The organism is Phocaeicola coprocola DSM 17136 (genome assembly GCF_000154845.1).
Lineage (GTDB): Bacteria > Bacteroidota > Bacteroidia > Bacteroidales > Bacteroidaceae > Phocaeicola > Phocaeicola coprocola.
In genome coordinates this window covers 20,040-38,604 of sequence record NZ_DS981484.1, presented here as the reverse complement: position 1 = coordinate 38,604, position 18,565 = coordinate 20,040, and the positions used below count along the sequence as shown (strand labels likewise).

The 18,565-nt window shown below is 40.2% G+C and carries 16 protein-coding genes; 4 read left to right on the top strand and 12 right to left on the bottom strand.

Going from position 1 to position 18,565, the window contains the following annotated elements; translation table 11 throughout:
- Positions 1–11: 11 nt before the first annotated feature.
- A complete protein-coding gene (locus tag BACCOP_RS10640; protein ID WP_007569076.1) occupies positions 12–1,187 on the bottom strand; it encodes an MFS transporter in 1,176 nt (391 codons plus the stop codon).
- A 28-nt stretch (positions 1,188–1,215) separates the two neighbouring features.
- A complete protein-coding gene (locus BACCOP_RS10635; protein ID WP_040312039.1) occupies positions 1,216–1,860 on the bottom strand; it encodes a YbjN domain-containing protein in 645 nt (214 codons plus the stop codon).
- A 183-nt stretch (positions 1,861–2,043) separates the two neighbouring features.
- Here BACCOP_RS10635 and BACCOP_RS10630 point away from each other — a divergent pair, with 183 nt between their 5' ends.
- From BACCOP_RS10630 to BACCOP_RS10620, 3 genes are read left to right on the top strand one after another with little or no spacing between them, the layout of a single operon-like run.
- Positions 2,044–2,601: a DUF4251 domain-containing protein gene (locus BACCOP_RS10630; RefSeq protein ID WP_022124734.1), complete on the top strand. Its 558-nt coding sequence runs from the start codon at positions 2,044–2,046 to the stop codon at positions 2,599–2,601.
- A 29-nt stretch (positions 2,602–2,630) separates the two neighbouring features.
- Positions 2,631–3,284 carry a DUF4136 domain-containing protein gene (locus BACCOP_RS10625; RefSeq protein WP_022124735.1) on the top strand — a complete coding sequence of 218 codons (654 nt, stop codon included), beginning with the start codon at positions 2,631–2,633 and terminating at the stop codon, positions 3,282–3,284.
- 15 nt (positions 3,285–3,299) lie between these two features.
- Positions 3,300–3,932, top strand: a complete 633-nt coding sequence (locus BACCOP_RS10620; protein WP_040312038.1) for an outer membrane beta-barrel protein — start codon at positions 3,300–3,302, stop codon at positions 3,930–3,932.
- Between the two features lie 132 nt (positions 3,933–4,064).
- Here the strand turns inward: BACCOP_RS10620 and pelA are convergent, their stop codons facing one another.
- From pelA to BACCOP_RS10600, 3 genes are all read right to left on the bottom strand, one after another.
- Positions 4,065–5,132 carry a pectate lyase gene (pelA, locus tag BACCOP_RS10615; protein WP_040312030.1) on the bottom strand — a complete coding sequence of 356 codons (1,068 nt, stop codon included), beginning with the start codon at positions 5,130–5,132 and terminating at the stop codon, positions 4,065–4,067.
- Positions 5,133–5,285: 153 nt separating this feature from the next.
- The gene (locus tag BACCOP_RS10610; RefSeq protein ID WP_007569062.1) at positions 5,286–5,693 is read right to left on the bottom strand and encodes a DUF1573 domain-containing protein; all 408 of its coding nucleotides are present in this window, start codon (positions 5,691–5,693) and stop codon (positions 5,286–5,288) included.
- A 278-nt stretch (positions 5,694–5,971) separates the two neighbouring features.
- Positions 5,972–8,188, bottom strand: a complete 2,217-nt coding sequence (locus tag BACCOP_RS10600) for a RelA/SpoT family protein (protein WP_007569058.1) — start codon at positions 8,186–8,188, stop codon at positions 5,972–5,974.
- Positions 8,189–8,395: 207 nt separating this feature from the next.
- Between BACCOP_RS10600 and BACCOP_RS10595 the strand changes: the two genes are divergently transcribed.
- The gene (locus tag BACCOP_RS10595) at positions 8,396–9,916 is read left to right on the top strand and encodes a DUF4301 family protein (protein ID WP_007569053.1); all 1,521 of its coding nucleotides are present in this window, start codon (positions 8,396–8,398) and stop codon (positions 9,914–9,916) included.
- Between the two features lie 98 nt (positions 9,917–10,014).
- Here BACCOP_RS10595 and BACCOP_RS10590 read toward each other — a convergent pair whose 3' ends face one another.
- The 7 genes from BACCOP_RS10590 to BACCOP_RS10560 form a co-directional block, all read right to left on the bottom strand.
- Positions 10,015–10,542 (bottom strand): hypothetical protein, encoded by a 528-nt coding sequence (locus tag BACCOP_RS10590; protein ID WP_007569051.1) that lies wholly within the window; start codon positions 10,540–10,542, stop codon positions 10,015–10,017.
- A gap of 40 nt (positions 10,543–10,582) precedes the next feature.
- Positions 10,583–11,707 carry a bifunctional histidinol-phosphatase/imidazoleglycerol-phosphate dehydratase HisB gene (hisB, locus tag BACCOP_RS10585; protein WP_007569050.1) on the bottom strand — a complete coding sequence of 375 codons (1,125 nt, stop codon included), beginning with the start codon at positions 11,705–11,707 and terminating at the stop codon, positions 10,583–10,585.
- 7 nt (positions 11,708–11,714) lie between these two features.
- Positions 11,715–12,755, bottom strand: coding sequence for a histidinol-phosphate transaminase (gene hisC, locus BACCOP_RS10580; RefSeq protein ID WP_007569048.1), 1,041 nt, complete (start codon positions 12,753–12,755; stop codon positions 11,715–11,717).
- 11 nt (positions 12,756–12,766) lie between these two features.
- A complete protein-coding gene (gene hisD, locus BACCOP_RS10575; protein WP_007569046.1) occupies positions 12,767–14,050 on the bottom strand; it encodes a histidinol dehydrogenase in 1,284 nt (427 codons plus the stop codon).
- A gap of 29 nt (positions 14,051–14,079) precedes the next feature.
- The gene (gene hisG / locus BACCOP_RS10570) at positions 14,080–14,931 is read right to left on the bottom strand and encodes an ATP phosphoribosyltransferase (protein ID WP_007569044.1); all 852 of its coding nucleotides are present in this window, start codon (positions 14,929–14,931) and stop codon (positions 14,080–14,082) included.
- Between the two features lie 248 nt (positions 14,932–15,179).
- Positions 15,180–16,637: a tetratricopeptide repeat protein gene (locus BACCOP_RS10565; protein ID WP_007569041.1), complete on the bottom strand. Its 1,458-nt coding sequence runs from the start codon at positions 16,635–16,637 to the stop codon at positions 15,180–15,182.
- A gap of 150 nt (positions 16,638–16,787) precedes the next feature.
- On the bottom strand, positions 16,788–18,527 hold the full coding sequence (locus BACCOP_RS10560) for a glutamine--tRNA ligase/YqeY domain fusion protein (protein WP_007569038.1): 1,740 nt from the start codon (positions 18,525–18,527) through the stop codon (positions 16,788–16,790).
- Positions 18,528–18,565: the final 38 nt, after the last annotated feature.

The window sequence follows — 18,565 nt, the reverse complement described above, 5'->3', positions numbered from 1 at the left end:
GTGAAAATGAATTAATGTTTAGAAAAGGCAGTGATCAGTAATGAACAACTTGCCAGACAGATACCTACACCTGTAACTCCAGCCCATCCAAACTGGTGCCAGAATGTACCGGCAAGGAATGTTCCAAGTGATCCTCCCAGAAAATATGTTGTCATGAAAATAGTATTGACTCTGTTCGAGGCTTGTGGAACGAGCGACAATGCACAAGTCTGATTGCTTATCTGTACACACTGCATACCGATATCAATCAGAATAATACCGGCTATGATTCCGATATAGCTGTCCTGAAAAAAATAGAGGATAAGCCATGAGAGAATCATGATGCTGCAACCTATGTAATTGAACATTCTAATTCCCAGTATACGTACAAACTTACCGACAAAGGAAGCAGTCATAGCTCCGGCAATACCACATAAACCAAGCATACCGATGACATTGTTTCCGGCGTAGAAAGGAGCTCCGCTCATTTTAAAGGCCAGGCATGCCCATAAAGTAAGAAAACATCCAAAACAGATTCCGGCACGTAGAGAAACCAGTCGCAGTGTAGCATTTTCCTTTACCAAAGTAAATACAGATTTCATTAGTCCGGTGTAAGTACCTTTATAGTTAGAAGGCATGTCAGGCAATATGCGGACAATAACGAATATGCAGATAAGCATTAATACAGAAGCAATGTAAAAAATGGTTCTCCATCCCCAGTATTCTCCCACAATACCACTTACAACCCGCGAGCCAAGGATTCCTGTCAGCAGTCCGCTTACCAGAACTCCTACATTTTGTGCTTTCTTTTCCGGCTGTGAAAACTGTGCTGCTATCGGAATGAAAATCTGTGGCATGACAGAGCAGATGCCCGTAATCAGCGAAGCCAGTAAAACAAAATAAATGTTTTGGGCTACAGCAAATCCCGACATGCTTACGGAAAGTAACAGGAAGTTGATAACAATGATGTTACGGCGTTTATATAAATCTCCAAGGGGAATAATGAATAACAATCCAAGCGCATAACCGATTTGGGTAGTCATTGGAATCAGGTTCGCTGTAAACTCAGAAACCCGTAAGTCCTCACTTATTTTATTTAGCAATGGTTGGTTATAATACAGATTGGCAACGGATATTCCTGCAATAATAGCCAGCATCCACAATAGTGATGCTGGGATTCCTTTATTTTCTTCTAAAACTCGTTTCATGCCGCAAATTTACGTATTTTTTGCGAGCTTATTCTGTTTTTGTCTCGATAGGAACTGTATTTTCTTTGTATGCGGCAAATCCTTTTACCTTTACCCGTTCTTTCTTTTCTTCTTCTGCTACGGCAGTATTGCCCAGTTGGTTCATGTATTCTTTTATAGCATTGTGGGTGTCGAAGAAATAGTCGAGCAACATTTTTAAGTGGTCTTCCAGTTCACCTTCGTTGGGTGAGAAAAAAGTGTGGCAGTGTGAATGGATTCCTACGGTCTTTTCATCTTCATCTACCATAAAAACTGTTGTAACCAATGAATTGACATTGACCAGATTGATGATTTCTTTCAGGTAAGGAAAAGCCTCGTTGTCAGTATTGATTGATCCCCACCAAGGATTCCATATCATGATGAAACGGTTTTCCTCTTCGGCGGCGATATAAAAATCATCTCCCTGATATTTAAATGTAACATGTCCTTCATTGTTTATTTCAGGCTGACAGCCGATTTTTTTCAGCACGCTGATAACAAGTTCTTGTGTGCTTATGCTCTCTAGCTCTGTCTTTGTCATACGTTCTAAATGTTCCAGACGTTTCTTCCGGATGTTCATTGTTTTCAATACGAGCAGGACTACGGGCCACATGGTCAGTGCGATGACGGCTATCAGGATGGTGATGTCTGTTATGTTATTCATAATTAGAGATTTTTAGGTTACACATAAAAGATTGCTTTGTGTTTCTCTAAAGATACTAATTATAAATGTGAAAAGAATTTTTTATCAGGCTTTTATACTTTTTTAAATGATATGTATGCAGCAAAAGAGCAATATATTTGTTTTATAATTGAAACTTTTAAAAAGAAGAAGCTTATGAAAAAGATTGTATTATTTATGATAATGACCTTGACCTTATTGGCGGGGCATATTCAGGCACAAGACACAGAGAAGAAGTTGTCTCGTGAAGAGAAAAAAGCTTTGCAAGAACAGTTGGATAGCTTGTTTGCTGTCGAAGCTATACAGGCTATTAATGAAAAGGCTTTTACATTGGAAGCCGACCAGGTTGTATTTAAATACGGCAATATGGCTTACGTTAATTCGAATACCAATTTTGTTTCTGTAAAAGGCGATAAAGCTGTAGTGCAGGTGGCATTCAATATACCTGTCAGTGGTCCGAACGGAATAGGTGGCGTAACTGTTGATGGCAGTGTTTCCGATTATGAAGTAAAGACTGATAAAAAAGGAAATCTTTCACTTTCGATGAATGTAATGGGAACAGGTATTTCTGCCCGGGTAAATATCAGTATGCCGAAGGGAACAAACAAAGCTACGGTGGAAATCAATCCTAATTTCAATTCCAACCGAATGACGTTGAACGGAGTGGTTTTGCCTATACAGAAAAGCAGTGTCTTTAAGGGACGTTCATTGTGATATTTGTAAATATAATGAATTTAAGACTTATGAAAAAGATTTTATTTATTATGGCTTGCATGACGGGAGTATTTATGGCGTCGTGCGAAAAAGATCCAGATATGGGAGAACTGGATGCAGATCTGGTGGTATATACAGACCATGACAGTAATACAGACTTCAGTAGTTTTCAGACTTATTTCTTGCCGGATAGTATTTTGGAAGCAAGTGGAGTACATGCTTCATACTGGAAGGATGAGAATGCTAAAATGATTATCAGCGCGGTAGAAAGTCAGATGAATCGTCGGGGATATGAACGTATTACTGACCCGGAATTAAAAGATCAGGCAAATATAGGTTTGCAGCTCTCATATGTTTCACAAACCAATCAGGTGATAACTGGTGGTGGCTATTGGGGCGATCCGTTTGGCGGCTGGTGGAGCAGTGGCTTTTGGGGACCCTGGTGGAGTGGATGGTATTATTCATATCCTGTAACTTATAGCTATGATACTAATACGCTGGTTATGGAAATAGTCGACTTGACTGATAAAAGTGAAGATGGCACTCAGAAAAAGCTTCCGGTTGTATGGTATGCCAGTGCATCCGGCTTCCAGTATAACAATAGTAAAATAAACATGCAGCTATTACTGAATGGAGTTGATCAGGCTTTCAATCAGTCTACTTATATCAATACTGAAAAATAATGGAGGATGGTAATAATGAAAACAAATAGTATATTCAAAAAACTGGCCTTGGCATTCTGTGCTTTGGCTATGTTTGCAACGCAAAGCTACGCTCAGTGGGATTCTCAAAAGGCACATCTTATTGTTGATTGGCAGATGAATGCACCGGTTTCTACAGATTTTGCCGATAAGATAAGCGGATGGGGAATGAATTTTGAAGGGCTGTATGAGTTGACACCTCGTTGGTCGGTAGGAGCCTTTATTAATTTTCATACCAATCATAAATATATAGGCAGACAGACACTTCAGCTATCTCCAACTGAGGCGTTGACAACAGATCAGCAGCGCTCAGCCTATCAGTTACCTTTTGGTGCAAGTGTTTCCTATAATTTGTATAACGGCAGATATGTGAAACCGTATGTTGGTGTAAAACTGGGAGCTGCTTTTACTCGTTATACTACATACTACGGTACAGGAGGAGTATACGATGACGGATGGGGATTTTATGCCTCTCCAGAACTTGGCTTAAAAATATATCCTTCTCCTTATCGCCGCTTTGGTTTCCACATAGCAGGATATTATAATTATATGACTAATGAAATGTCAACGCTTACTGGAGATGTGACAGGACAAAGTAATGTCGGTTTTCGTTTGGGTGTAATCTTTTAATTCCTGAGATTTACACGTTTTTATAAAAGGCTCTATCATTCCAACAAGTGGGGAACTGATAGAGCCTTTTGGCTTTCTGTAATTTCAGAAAATACTCAGTTTATTTCTATGTGTGTTATATTTCAGACTGTCTTATTTTCTTATTCTTTTTTGCCATTGAGCATATTCTTTATAAACATTTTCTCCAGATCGGTTCAGCCAGCTGTATCCATTACGACGCTCATAGCCGATTTCGGACAGATGATAGCGCTTTATACCATCCCGGTCGCAGAAAAAAGGACGGTTAGTTTCTAGTTCATAAAATCTTGCCCACATTGGCTTACAGTCTTCACATGGTGCTACACGGCGGTCTTTCTTTCCATCCTTATTGATGAAGGATTCTATTTTAATGCCTTTTATCTCTGAATCTTTGAACCATTGTACTGCTGATTCTATACTTTGAATAACCTCTGCTGAAGGATTAGTAAGCTGCATTAAATAAATTACGATATTAGCCGATTCTGCTCCGCTCAGTGACGGAAGCTCATAAGCTCGCGCTTTTGCCGGAGCAAATGTTTCACGGTCGTGCTGTGCGCACCAAACGGTAAGTTTACCATGCTGTTTAACCTGTGTTTTGAGTATACATTCTACTCCTTTATCTATTGCTTTCTGAGCTTTTTGGCGGGTTGATTCTGGCAGGTAGGTGAAAGGGGATTTTCCGTTACTTACATCGCGAAGCAGATTCATTACATTTATCATGGCGTTATCGTTGTAAGTTATTTGGACATAGTATCCTTTAGGACGCGGATAAAACTGAGGCCACCCACCGTTTTCGTATTGAGCTTCGAACAGATAGTCCAGTCCGCGTATAGCCGCTTCTTTATATGTTTCGTCGTGAGTGGCGTTGTATAATCTGGAAAGATAGATTATTTCTGTTGTGGTGGCTCCATTGTCAATCGTACTGGCATTGACGTCATTTTTGATTTCCAAAGCTTTTTCTTTGTTGTCGGGTGTCTGAAAAAAATTAATGTTTTTGGGCCATCCGCCTGTAGGTTGCTGGTATAAAAGAACAGTTTCTGCCACTTCTTTTGCTTTGGGAGTAGTGAAAAAAGAGTCTTCCAGCCGAGGAGCTTCTTTTACCCACTTTTTGTAACTTATTTCTTGTGCCTGTATGGTATTGAGACTGCATACAGCAATGGCTGTGAGAATTAGATTTTTCATAGATTTGTGTGTTTTTAGAATTGTCGTTTGTTTTAAATGTGTATACAAAAGTACTAAATCCATCGGATTGTGCAAGTGTAAATAAAAAACATCCGGCTAAATCTATGTGTACAAAATCTAGCCGGATGTTTTTTATTGTGCGTTTATTGTCTTTTAGTTCCGTTGAGGTTCTGAACCTTTAGGTGTCATATCACCTTCGATGTAAAGACGTACCACCTCTTGTTTGGCATTGGTACGTAATGTAATCGACTTGCGGAAATGACCGGGAAATTTTCCGGCTCCGTTGTAAGTAACTGTTATTTCTCCGCTTTCACCAGCCTTGATTGGTTCTTTAGGATATTGTGGTACTGTACATCCGCATGATGCGATAGCTTGATGAATTACCAGCGGACCATTTCCTGTATTGGTGAATTTGAATTTGCAAGTGACTTTAGGGTTATTTTCTGAAAAAGCTCCAAAGTTATGTGTTGTCTTTTCGAACTTGATTTCGGCTGTACCCTGAGCGATGACCATCAGTACTGCCACAACTAAAAATAATGTGGTTAAGATAGTTTTTTTCATTTTTCTTCAGATTTTAAAAAAACGCCCTAAAGATATTGATTTTCTTTGTATTTCATATGTCATAATTAGGTTTATTAACATTTGTTACGCCTGGGTAATGAAGAAAAGAAGAGTGGAATTCTGGACTTGTATGCTGATGAACTAAAAATAGTTGTATACATGTTCAGAAAGTTTGTACAGAAAATAAAAAAAAATCTCGATAAATTTATGAAAACATGCCCAAGTTTTGTGCATAACTTGGGCATGTTTTTTAAAGGCTGAAAAGGAGGCAGAAATGATTATCCACGGTTTACTTGTTTCACCCCTTTTACAGTCTTTATTTTTTTGATGAGTGATTCCAGTTTTGAGGTATCATCTACCATGACTGTAAGCATTCCCGAAAAGAGTCCGTCGTGTGAGTCGATGCTGATAGAACGTAACAGAATATTATCCTCTTTATTGATGATGGAAGTAATGTTTGTTACGATACCTATATCATCGTGTCCCACAATACGGAGTGTGATGGGATATTGCTTGCCCTGGCTTTTTCCTGCCCATCGTGCACGGACTATGCGGTAGGGGAAACGAGCTTTCATCTCTTTTGCATTCGGACAGTCGCAACGGTGTATCTTGATTCCTCCTGATATTGTCACGAAACCAAATACATCATCTCCGTAAATCGGATTACAACATTTAGCTAAGTTGAAGTCAAGTCCTTTCAGATTCTGGTCTATAACCAATACATCATCTTTGTAGTAATCTTTTCCTTCAGTTGTCTGTTGTATGTTGAAACCTTCAGCACTTCGGTAGCTTATTTCTTCCCGTTGTTCGGTTTCCTTACGTTGCATTTCGACATATCGGTCGATAATGCCGTTTATTTCCATCGTTTCGTTGGCAATGCTCTGGTAAAAGTCTGTCACAGTCTTAAATCCCAGTTTCTTGATAAGGCGCATCAGGATAGCTTCATCATATTCCAGTTTGCGGTTCTTGAATTTACGTTCCAGTGTTTCCTTGGCAAATTCAGTCTGCCGTGCTACTAGTTCTTTCAGTGCCTGCCGGATTTTAGTCTTTGCTTTCGACGTAGTTACAAAGTTCAGCCAGTCACGCTTCGGAGTTTGTGTGCTTGAAGTAGTTATTTCTACCTGGTCGCCACTGTTGAGCGTTTGTTTCAGCTGCACATTCCTTCCATTCACTCTGGCACCGATGCATCGGCATCCCAAATTGGTATGGATAGCAAAAGCAAAGTCGAGCACAGTAGCACCTTGCGGCAGTTTATATAAATCCCCTTTAGGAGTGAAAACAAAAACTTCATCTTTATATAAATCCAGTTTGAACTGATCCATAGCCTCCACGTCACTGTCTGCATTTTCCAGTGTTTCGCGAATAGAGTTCAGCCATTCGTCCAGACCACTTTCCCCTTTGATACCCTTATATCTCCAGTGAGCAGCAAGTCCTTTTTCGGCTATCTCATCCATACGTTCGGTACGAATCTGTACTTCTACCCATTTACCTTCAGGCCCCATGACAGTTATATGTAATGATTCGTAGCCATTACTTTTAGGCACAGACAGCCAGTCGCGCAAACGTTTCGGATTGGGCAGATACATATCTGTTACGATAGAATAGGCCTGCCAGCATTCTTGTTTTTCCTTATCAATCGGAGAGTCAAGTATGATTCGGATAGCAAACAAATCATACACGCCTTCGAACGGGCATCCCTGCTTTTTCATTTTCTGATAAATGGAATGTATGGATTTGGTACGCCCCTTGATATGGAATTTCAGTCCTGTCTCTTCCAGTTTCTTTTTTACCGGTTCGATAAAAGCATCAATATATCGGTCGCGGGCAGCCTTTGTGGCATTCAGCTTATCCTTAATGTGGTAATATACATCATGTTGAGTATATTTCAGTGACAAGTCTTCCAGTTCCGATTTCAGTTTGTATAGTCCCAGTTTATGAGCCAGTGGGGCATACAGGTAAGCGGCTTCGTTCGAAACTTGTAATCTGGCCTCTTCATTTGAACAGTCTTTGATTTGGCGCATCAAGTTTACACGGTCGGCTATCATAATAAGGATAACTCGCATGTCTTCGGCAAACGAGAGCAGCAGATTGCGGAAGTTCTCTGATTCTATGGTCGGACTTTTGGCATAAAGTTCATTTATCTTTACCAGCCCGTGTATGATTCCAGCTACATCCTCGCCATACATTTGTTTGACTGACTCTAATGTACACAGATTATATTTTACGGATTCATGCAACATGATGCCTAGGATAGAGGCACGTCTCATACCGATCTCTTCTGCCACAATAACAGCTGTCTGCATGTCTTTTATAATCGGATTCATACCAAAGGCATTACGAGGTATGCTTCCCGCCGACATGACTTTAACCAAATGTTTTTTCAGATTGCAGCAGTCGTTTTTTTGCAGAGTGTCTCCTGATAGTTGCAGTAGTCTTTTGTATAGCGCTATTAGCTGTTTATGTTCGTCCGGTGTAAAAAAAACTTGTTCATCCATAGTCTTTCTAGTTTTGTTGAGAACCTGTTTGTTGCAAATTGAAATCCTTTTTTAATTTAAATGGGTAAAAAAGAAGTATTCCAGCCAGCTTCTGTGGGTAAAGATAGTTTTTTTCTTCCTTTATTGTTACAAACTTGATGGTTTTTTTATACTTTTGAGGTGGATTCAATTTGTAAACGAATATTTATCACTTAAATTTATCACAATATGTTAACACACGAAGACAAAGAATTACTGGCAAAGAAAGGTATTACTGAGAAGCAGATTGAAGAGCAACTGGCTTGCTTTGAAAAGGGATTCCCTTATTTGCAACTGGCTGCGGCTGCATCTGTAGACAATAATGGTATTATGATTGCCGATGCTGATGCCCAGAAAAAATATCTGGCAGCATGGGATGCTTATAAAGACTCTGATAAGAAAATCGTGAAGTTTGTGCCAGCTTCTGGAGCGGCAAGCCGTATGTTTAAAAACTTGTTCGAATTCTTGGGTGCTGATTATGACGTGCCTACTACAAGTTTTGAAAAGAAATTTTTCGATCATATTCATAGTTTTGCTTTTTATAATGATTTGAATGCTGCTTGCCTGGATAATACAGGTAAGGATATTGAGGCTCTTTTGTCGGAACATAATTATAAGGCTGTAGTAGCTAACTTGCTGGAATCTGCAGGATTGAATTATGGTTCTCTGCCGAAAGGTTTGCTGAAATTCCACCGTTATGCTGATGGCGTACGTACTCCGTTGGAAGAACATCTGGTAGAAGGAGCATTGTATGCTGCCGGAAAGACCGGAAAAGTGAATGTGCACTTTACTGTATCGGGTGAACATCGTGCTTTATTCCAGAAACTGGTAGATGCTAAAGCTGCCGAATATACCCAGAAATATGGTGTGGAATATAATATCAGCTTCTCCGAACAAAAGGCAAGTACTGATACCATTGCCGCTGATATGGAAAACAAGCCGTTCCGTGATAATGGCAAATTGCTTTTCCGTCCGGGAGGTCATGGTGCTTTGATTGAAAATCTGAACGATTTGGATGCTGATATCGTATTTATCAAGAATATTGATAATGTCGTACCCGACCGTTTGAAAGACGATACTGTAACTTATAAAAAACTGCTTGCCGGTGTGCTGGTTACTTTGCAGAAACAGGCTTTCGATTATTTGGAATTGCTGGATAGTGGTCATTACAGCCATGATCAGCTGGAAACAATTATCCGTTTCGTTCAGCAGCAGTTACGTTGTCGCAAGAGCGATATCAAGGATTTGGAGGATGCCGATTTGGTTATTTACCTGCGTAAGAAACTGAACCGTCCGATGCGTGTTTGCGGTATGGTGAAGAATGTAGGTGAGCCGGGCGGTGGTCCGTTCCTTGCTTATAATCCTGACGGAACTGTTTCGCTTCAGATTTTGGAAAGTTCTCAGATTGATATGAATGATCCGGAAAAGAAGGCTATGTTCGAAAAGGGTACACACTTCAATCCGGTAGATTTGGTTTGTGCTGTACGCGACTATAAGGGAAATAAATTCAATTTGTTACAGTATGTAGATAAGGCTACAGGATTTATCTCTTATAAATCGAAGAATGGTAAAGATTTGAAAGCTTTGGAATTGCCGGGATTGTGGAATGGTTCTATGAGCGACTGGAGTACAATCTTTGTAGAAGTTCCATTGAGCACATTCAATCCGGTAAAGACTGTAAACGATTTGTTACGCGAACAACATCAATAAGCTAATGGAAAGCTAGAGAAAGACATCTCTTTTCCTAAAAATATTACATCCGGCATAAAAGCAATATACGTTTAAAGCTTTATGCCGGATGTTTTTTATTATACTTCCCATTGGTCTATTTGGCGGAAAATGCGTGTAAGAGAGGAGTGGCATGATTCCGGATAAAAAAGTGTATACGAAAACCATAATTTTCGGTTGCGTACGTATTTGGCGTAATAACGGTATCCTTCTATCCGCTTTCCATTTTCATAATGTGGACCGCTGAGAATAAACGAGTCACGTAATAACTCTTGCTTTTCGGCATGTAGTTGTGTTGCCAATTCTTTCATTTTTATCTTTACCGGACTTAAGTCCGGAGCTTTCAGTACAGAGCATTCAATAACGAATCGCTCATTGTCCCAATATCCTAAACGTACAAAACCTTTGTCGGTTATTTCCTGAGAGAAAAACTCCGGATAACGGATGCTGTATCCGTAGAAACTGTCGCGATAGGTTTTCATTGGAGCATCGTTGATTAACTCGGTCAATACTTCCTGATAGGTGCGGAATCCTTTTTGATCCCTCGACAGGTTTATTCCTATCGTGAAGCCAATGAGTATGATGATTACAACAAGCAATTTTCTCATGGTTCTGTTTTTTTACTGAATATTCAAACAATGATGAAAGTTAGATACATCCTTTACTGGAGGGAACTTCATAGTGGTAGATATCCCTTTTGACAGCCATTTTGATGCTTCGTGCCAGCGCCTTGAATATCCCTTCTATCTTGTGATGTTCGTTCTGACCTTCTGCCTTGATGTTCAGATTCATGCGTGCGGCGTCACTCAGTGACTTGAAGAAATGAAGGAACATCTCTGTCGGCATTTCGCCTATCTTTTCACGTTTGAATTCTGCATCCCATACCAGCCAGGCGCGTCCTCCAAAGTCAAGAGTTACCTGACACAGGCAATCGTCCATAGGAAGGCAATATCCATAGCGCTCAATACCTCGTTTGTTGCCAAGTGCCTGATATAGACATTCTCCCAAAGCAATAGCAGTATCTTCGATGGTATGATGTTCGTCTACTTCAAGATCTCCTTTTACCTGAATTGTAAGATCCAGACCTCCATGCTTGCCTATTTGTTCCAGCATATGGTCGAAAAAGCCTAATCCGGTATTTATTTTACATCTTCCGCTGCCGTCCAGATTCAGACGGATATAAATATCAGTTTCTTTAGTCGTGCGGCGTACTTCGGCTATACGTTCTCCGGCAAACAGAAACTCAGCTACTTTATCCCAATCGGCTGTTGCAAGTACGCAGGTGTCTTGCAGTTTTTTATCTTTTAGTATAGAGTCGTCTTTTTGTAAGAGAATGGCCTTACAGCCCAGGTTATATGCCAGTTCCACATCCGTAGCTCGGTCGCCTATCACGAAACTGTTTTCCAAATCGTATGCATCATTATCGATGTACCGGGTAAGCATACCTGTCCGGGGTTTACGGGTGGGAGCATTATCTTCCGGAAAGCTTCGGTCTATCTGTACATCATCGAAAATAATTCCTTCGTTTTCGAACGTTTTCATTACCAGATTATGTACAGGCCAGAATGTTTCTTCAGGAAAAGATGAGGTACCCAGCCCGTCCTGATTGGTTACCATTACAAAGTCGAAATCAAGCTTCTGTCGGATAAAAAACAGGTTGCGGAATACCTTCGGATAGAATTCCAGTTTTTCAAAAGAATCCAGCTGGTAATCTATTGGAGGTTCGATAACCAATGTTCCGTCACGGTCTATAAATAAAACTTTCTTTTTCATAGGGTAATCAGGGTTTATATTTTCTCAGAGCCTCAAGCAGAGCATCGTTTTCAGGACGAGTACCAATAGTTATTCGCAGGCAATCCTGACAGAGAGTTATGCTAGAACGGTTACGTACGATAATGCCTTTATCTACCAGGTAATCGTAAATTGCCTTAGCATTACATACTTTTGTCAGGAAGAAGTTGGCATCAGTCGGGTAGATATGCGTACAACATGAAAGTTTGGCAAATTCTTTTATCATGCGCTCACGTTCATTAAGTAATGACTGTACCCATCTTTGCACTTCATAATGTTTGTGCATCATCTGAATAGCTTCCTGTTGTGTCAGTCGGTTGACATTATACGGATATTTGATTTTACTCAGTATACCGATAATGTCAGGTGAAGCGAATGCCATGCCCAGACGGATTGCTGCACATCCCCAGGCTTTCGAGAAAGTCTGAAAGACGATCAGGTTTGGATATTGTTTTAAATCTCCTGTAAGGGAAGGTTCGTCAGAAAAATCTATATAAGCTTCATCTACTATGACAAGTCCCTGAAACTTTTCAAGTAAAGTAAGTATTTCTTTGCGGCACAGATTGTTGCCTGTGGGGTTATTGGGAGAGCAGAGGAAGATGAGTTTCGTATTTTCGTCTGAAGCCGCAAGCAGTTCATCTGCTTTGAACTGAAAAGTATCGTCAAGCAGAACCTTGCGGTATTCTACATCGTTCACATCAGCACATACCTGATACATACCGTATGTCGGATCTATGGCAACAACATTATCGATGCCCGGACGGCAAAAAGCACGAAATACCAGATCTATAGCCTCATCACTTCCGTTGCCTAGAAATATTTGTTCAGGGGTGACCTTTTTTACGAGAGCAATCATATCTTTCAGCTCGCGTTGAAGTGGGTCAGGATATCGGTTATTGGGAGTGTTATACGGATTCTCATTGGCATCCAGAAATACTGAAGCCTCTTTTCCGCTATATTCGTCACGTGCCGATGAATAAGGTTTTAGAGCCCATATATTCGGTCGTGTCAGCTCTTTCAGCGATTTCATAAGCGTTTCGGTTAAAGTTTTTCATTAAGTCGTACTGTAATAGCATTCTTATGGGCATCGAGATGCTCGTTGGCTGCCATTACCTGAATAGCAGGTCCGATAGTAGCGATTCCTTCCCGGGTAATTTCCTGGAAAGTAATTTTGCGGATAAAGCTATCCAGGCTAACTCCACTATATGCTTTGGCATATCCGTTGGTCGGAAGTGTATGATTGGTTCCCGAAGCATAATCGCCTGCACTTTCAGGAGAGTATGATCCTAAGAATACAGAACCTGCATTGATGATTTTTTCGGCTATATCTGTGTAATCTTTTGTTTCGATAATCAAGTGTTCAGGGGCATATTCGTTTATCATGTCAATAGCCTCTTGCATATTTCTTACGAGGATAAGTTTGCTCGACTGGAGGGATTTCTTCGCGAGAGATTTACGAGGTAATTCAGATAACTGACGATCGACTTCTTCTGCTACTTTGTCAATCAGAGTTTCGGATGTTGTAATAAGTATAGCCTGACTGTCTGCACCGTGTTCTGCTTGAGAAAGAAGGTCGGAAGCAACAAATGTCGGGTTGGCTGTTTCATCAGCAAGAACGGCTACTTCCGAAGGACCTGCAGGCATATCTATCGCAACATCACGTAAAGCAACTTGCTGTTTGGCTACTGTAACATATTGGTTCCCGGGGCCGAATATTTTATATACTTTCGGAATACTGCTGGTTCCGTATGCCATTGCTCCGATAGCTTGTACACCACCGGTCTTGAATACTCTTTTTACTCCTGCTACCCGTGCTGCATATAGAATTGCAGGATGGATTTTTCCTTCACGGTTGGGAGGGGTGCATAAAATGATTTCCTTGCAGCCGGCTATTTGTGCCGGAGAGGCAAGCATCAGTACTGTTGAAAATAGGGGAGCCGTGCCTCCTGGTACGTAGAGTCCTACTTTTTCTATGGCAACGGCTTTCTGCCAACAGGTTACTCCTGGAAGTGTTTCTATTTTTTTGCTTGCAAACTTTTGTGAAGAGTGAAATGTCTGTATATTATTTAATGCCAGCATGATGGCTGCTTTAAGTTTAATATCTACTTCTTTTTCAGCTTCTTCGAATTCTTTTTCTGTCACTTCCAGTGAGTTTAATTTTACTTTATCGAACTGCTCTTCATAACTGATTACAGCACGATCACCTTGTGTCCGTACTTTTTCTAATATTTCGCAGACAGTTTCACGAAGAGATTCTGTCTGTAGGGCAGATCGTTTCAGCAGGAAATTCCATTCCAGACGTTCTGGATAGCGTATGATATTCATGATGTTGTTGGTTTTCTGTGATACTTTAATTATAAAATCATTTTCTCAATGGGGAGAACCAAAATGCCTTGTGCTCCAAGCGCTTTCAGCTTTCCGATAATTTCCCAAAAACATTTCTGATCTATTACCGTATGTACACTGCTCCATCCTTCGGTTGCAAGTGGCATGATGGTAGGACTTTTTACTCCAGGAAGGACTTCGATTATATCTTTTACTTTATCGGTTGGTGCATTCATCAGCACATATTTCTTGTCTTCTGCTGCTTTTACTGCCTCAATACGGAACAAGAGCTCTTCCAGAATTTCTTTCTTTTCCGGTGTCAGATTGGGATTGCCGATAAGCAAGGCTTCACTTTTCATAACAATTTCCACCTCTTTCAGGTTGTTACTTATCAAAGTGGATCCGGAACTTACAATATCAAATATGGCATCAGAAAGACCTATTCCGGGAGCTATTTCTACAGATCCGTTAATTACATGAATATCTGCATTTATCCCTTGTTTGTCGAGATAAGTTTGTAGAATGCCGGGATATGATGTGGCAATTTTCTTCCCGTTGAACCATGATGGTCCGTTATATTCTTCTTCTTTATGGACTGCCAGCGACAATCTGCATTTACTGAATCCCAGTCGGTAAATGATATCAGCTTTTTCCTTACGTTCTACAAATTCATTTTCTCCTACAATACCTAAATCGGCCACTCCGCTTGCTACACTTTGTGGAATATCATCGTCACGCAGGAACAAGACCTCTATCGGAAAATTGGACGATTGTGTGAGCAACGTGCGTTTGGACGTAGAAAGTTTGATGTCTGCTTCTGCAAATAAGGCCATTGTGTCTTCAAATAAACGGCCTTTTGATTGTACGGCAATTCTAAGCATATTCTGTAAAGTTTTAAGTTATCAAACAAAAAAAGGCTTACCGAAACGGCAAGCCTTTGATATTTTTGTAGCTATACGACACCTCAGCCTACCGTATGTTAACGTCAGGAGAATGATGATGGCGAATAGTTAGATTATTGTTCATAAATATTTCTTTTATTTGTGTATGGCAAATGTAAACTGTTTAAATATAAAATCCAAATATTTATCAGAAAAACTTTACTTTTACTTTCAATTTTATTATTGCTTTATTCGTTGAGGTATTCCATTGGATTGATTTCTCCACTTTTTATTTTCAGAAAAATGTCTTTTGCCAGCTCGTAGAAATGTTCGTCGGTTTCGAAAGGAGATAATATCGGTTCTTCTTTCTTCAATGAACTGGAAGAAAAGACGGCCCCTCGTACAAGATAGGTAAAAGTCAGTTTTTCTTCTTTCATACGATAATAACAGTATGCTATCAGATAATAGTTACTGTGCATGGTATCTGGATTTAATTCTTCTTCTTTTCTCAGATACTCCAATGCCTGTTCCCAATATTCATTATGGAAATAGGCTGTACCTATATAAGCTGCCGCTTCTGCTTCGTCCTCGGCAAACAACTCACCATAGTGAAAGGCTGTTTGTGCATCTTCTAGCTTTTTTTCATCCAGATGTGATTCACCTTTCAGTAGATATAATTCACTGCTGTGATTGTCGTAAGCCAGACCTTGTTCTACATCTTCCTTGCAGGCAGATTGATTCTCGAGTCGTAAATGAGAAATTCCTCTTTTATGATACAAGGACGCCATTTCAAAATAAGGAAGTTTGCCGCTGGCTATTATCTTGTCAGAATACTCCAATACTTTCTGATAATCTTGTACGATAAAGTATATTGACATGATAATATTTTGAATATATGGCTTTTCGGTAGTATGTTTTTCTATATAAAACAGACATTCAAGTGCCTGGTCTATTTCGTTTTCCAACAAAAGACAATTGCTTTTCAGTTCCCAGGTTATCAGATTGGTGTCATCTATGGCCATAGCAAAATCTATTGCTTCCATCGCTTTTTCTGATTGGTACATACGGATATAGCAACGTATCAGATTGTGCCAGAAATCGAGTGTATAGGGAGCTTCGTCAAGTAGCTGGTTATATAGTTTCACGGCTTCTTCCGGATTGCCGAAACTGAAGTGGTATGAAGCCATTTCTTCCAATACTCCTATGTTTTCCGGAGCTTCGCTGTATGCCTTTTCCAGCCAGTAATGGGCTTTTTTCTTCTGGTGGTCGTCCATATACACATGTGCAATGTCGAGCATTGTGTCTATGTCTTTTTCGTCTTGGTAAAGCTGATCTAGCAGTGCATCAGCTTCTTGAGTACGCTTTTGTGCCAGATAAAGTTCAGCCTGTAGCAACCTGACTTCGTAGTCGTTTTGGTCGGTTATAGTATTTAATATGCATTGAGCATCGTTGGTATTACCTTTTGCTATAAGATTATGACATTTAAATATCAGTATATCTAAATTATCGGGATGAAGTGACAGCCCATAGTCCACTACTTCTTCCGAAGCCTTTATATTTCCCATGCTTGCATAGAATTCTGCCAATAGGGTGATTTCGTCGGCTTCAAAATAAACACTGGTATGATTGTCCAGCATATCTGCATATTTAGCCAGAAGTTCTTTAAATTCTGGTTTGTGGAAAATAGAAGACAAGTCATCTTTCATGGTTGTTATTTATTTAAAAGGTAAAATAAAAAACGCAGATTATGCAAATTGTTCCGTAGTCAGGAGGAATGTATTTTGTCAGAAAAATACGCCCTTCTACGTAGTGCTTTGCATAATCTGTGTTTCCGGTTTTATGAATATGTCTATATTTTATTTGTTGATCTTACTCCAGGTATCTTTAAGTGATACGGTACGGTTAAATACCAAGTGTTCAGGGGTAGAATCTTTGTCAACATTAAAGTATCCGATACGCTGGAACTGCAAGTAGTCAAGCGGTTTTGCATCTGCAAGGAACTTTTCTACATAACATTCCTTCAAAACTTTCAGCGAGTCTGGATTTATCATTTCCTGCATAGCTTCCAACGCTGAACAGTTCTTGGCTTCGCGGATAGCAGCCATTTCATCACGAGGATTTTCTACTTTCCACAAGCGGTCGTACAAGCGTACTTCTGCTTTCAAGCAATGATTGCAGCTTACCCAGTGCAGTGTACCTTTCACTTTACGGTTAGCTTCTGGCATTCCGCTCTTGGTATTCGGATCGTATTCGGCGTATACTTCTACGATGTTTCCGTTTTCGTCTTTCTTGCATCCGGTACATTTTACGATATATGCATTTTTCAGACGAACTTCCTGTCCCGGAGTCATACGGAAGAATTTTTTTGGAGCATCTTCCATAAAGTCTTCACGTTCCATCCATAATTCACGGCTGAACTCAATAGTATGAGTAGGAGAGTTCGGATCTTCCGGATTATTGATGGCTTCCATTTCTTCTACTTTTCCTTCCGGATAGTTAGTCAAGATCAGTTTTACCGGATTCAAAACAGCTGATACTCGTGTAGAACGTGCATTCAAGTCTTCACGAACAGCACTTTCCAGCAATGCGAAATCGTTCAAGGCATCGTAGGTGGTATAACCGATCTTATCGATAAACTTGCGGATAGATTCCGGAGAATATCCTCTGCGGCGGAATGCGCAAATAGTCGGCATACGAGGATCGTCCCAGCCGTTTACCAGTCCTTCTTTTACTAGAATCAGCAAGTTACGCTTACTCATCAGCGTGTAGCTCAAATTCAGCTTGTTGAACTCATACTGGTGAGGACGGTTATCGTCAAGATCTTTTCCGTCTTTTACCCAATCGACGAACAAGTCATACAACGGACGGTGTACAACAAACTCCAACGTACACAATGAGTGAGTTACTCCTTCGAAGAAATCGCTCTGTCCGTGTGCGAAATCGTACATAGGATATGCTTTCCATTTATCACCCGTACGGTGGTGAGGAGTTTTTACTACACGGTAGATAATAGGATCGCGGAAGTGCATATTAGGATTGGCCATATCTATCTTGGCACGGAGCACCATTTTACCTTCCTCTATTTCGCCGTTGTTCATTTTCTGGAACAATTCAAGGCTTTCCTCTATCGGTCGGTTACGGTATGGACTTTCTACTCCCGGTTGTGTAGGAGTTCCTTTTTGGGCTGCAATTTCTTCTGAAGTTTGTTCGTCTATATATGCTTTACCTTCCTTGATAAGACGGATGGCAAAGTCCCATAATTGTTGGAAATAGTCGGAAGCATAATATTCATTTCCCCACTGGTATCCCAACCACTGAATATCTTCTTTTATCGCTTCTACATATTCTACATCTTCTTTTGTAGGATTTGTATCGTCAAAACGCAAGTTGCATACTCCACCATATCGTTGGGCAATACCGAAGTCCATGCAAATAGCCTTAGCATGGCCAATGTGTAAATATCCGTTTGGCTCAGGCGGGAATCGGGTTTGTATTCTTCCTCCGTTTTTTCCCTCCTTTAAATCTTTTTCAACAATCTGCTCAATAAAGTTCAGGCTTTTCTTTTCAGAACTTTCCGTTACGTTCATTTCTGTCATAGCGTTTTCGTTTTACACTTTTACTTTTTTGCGTTTTC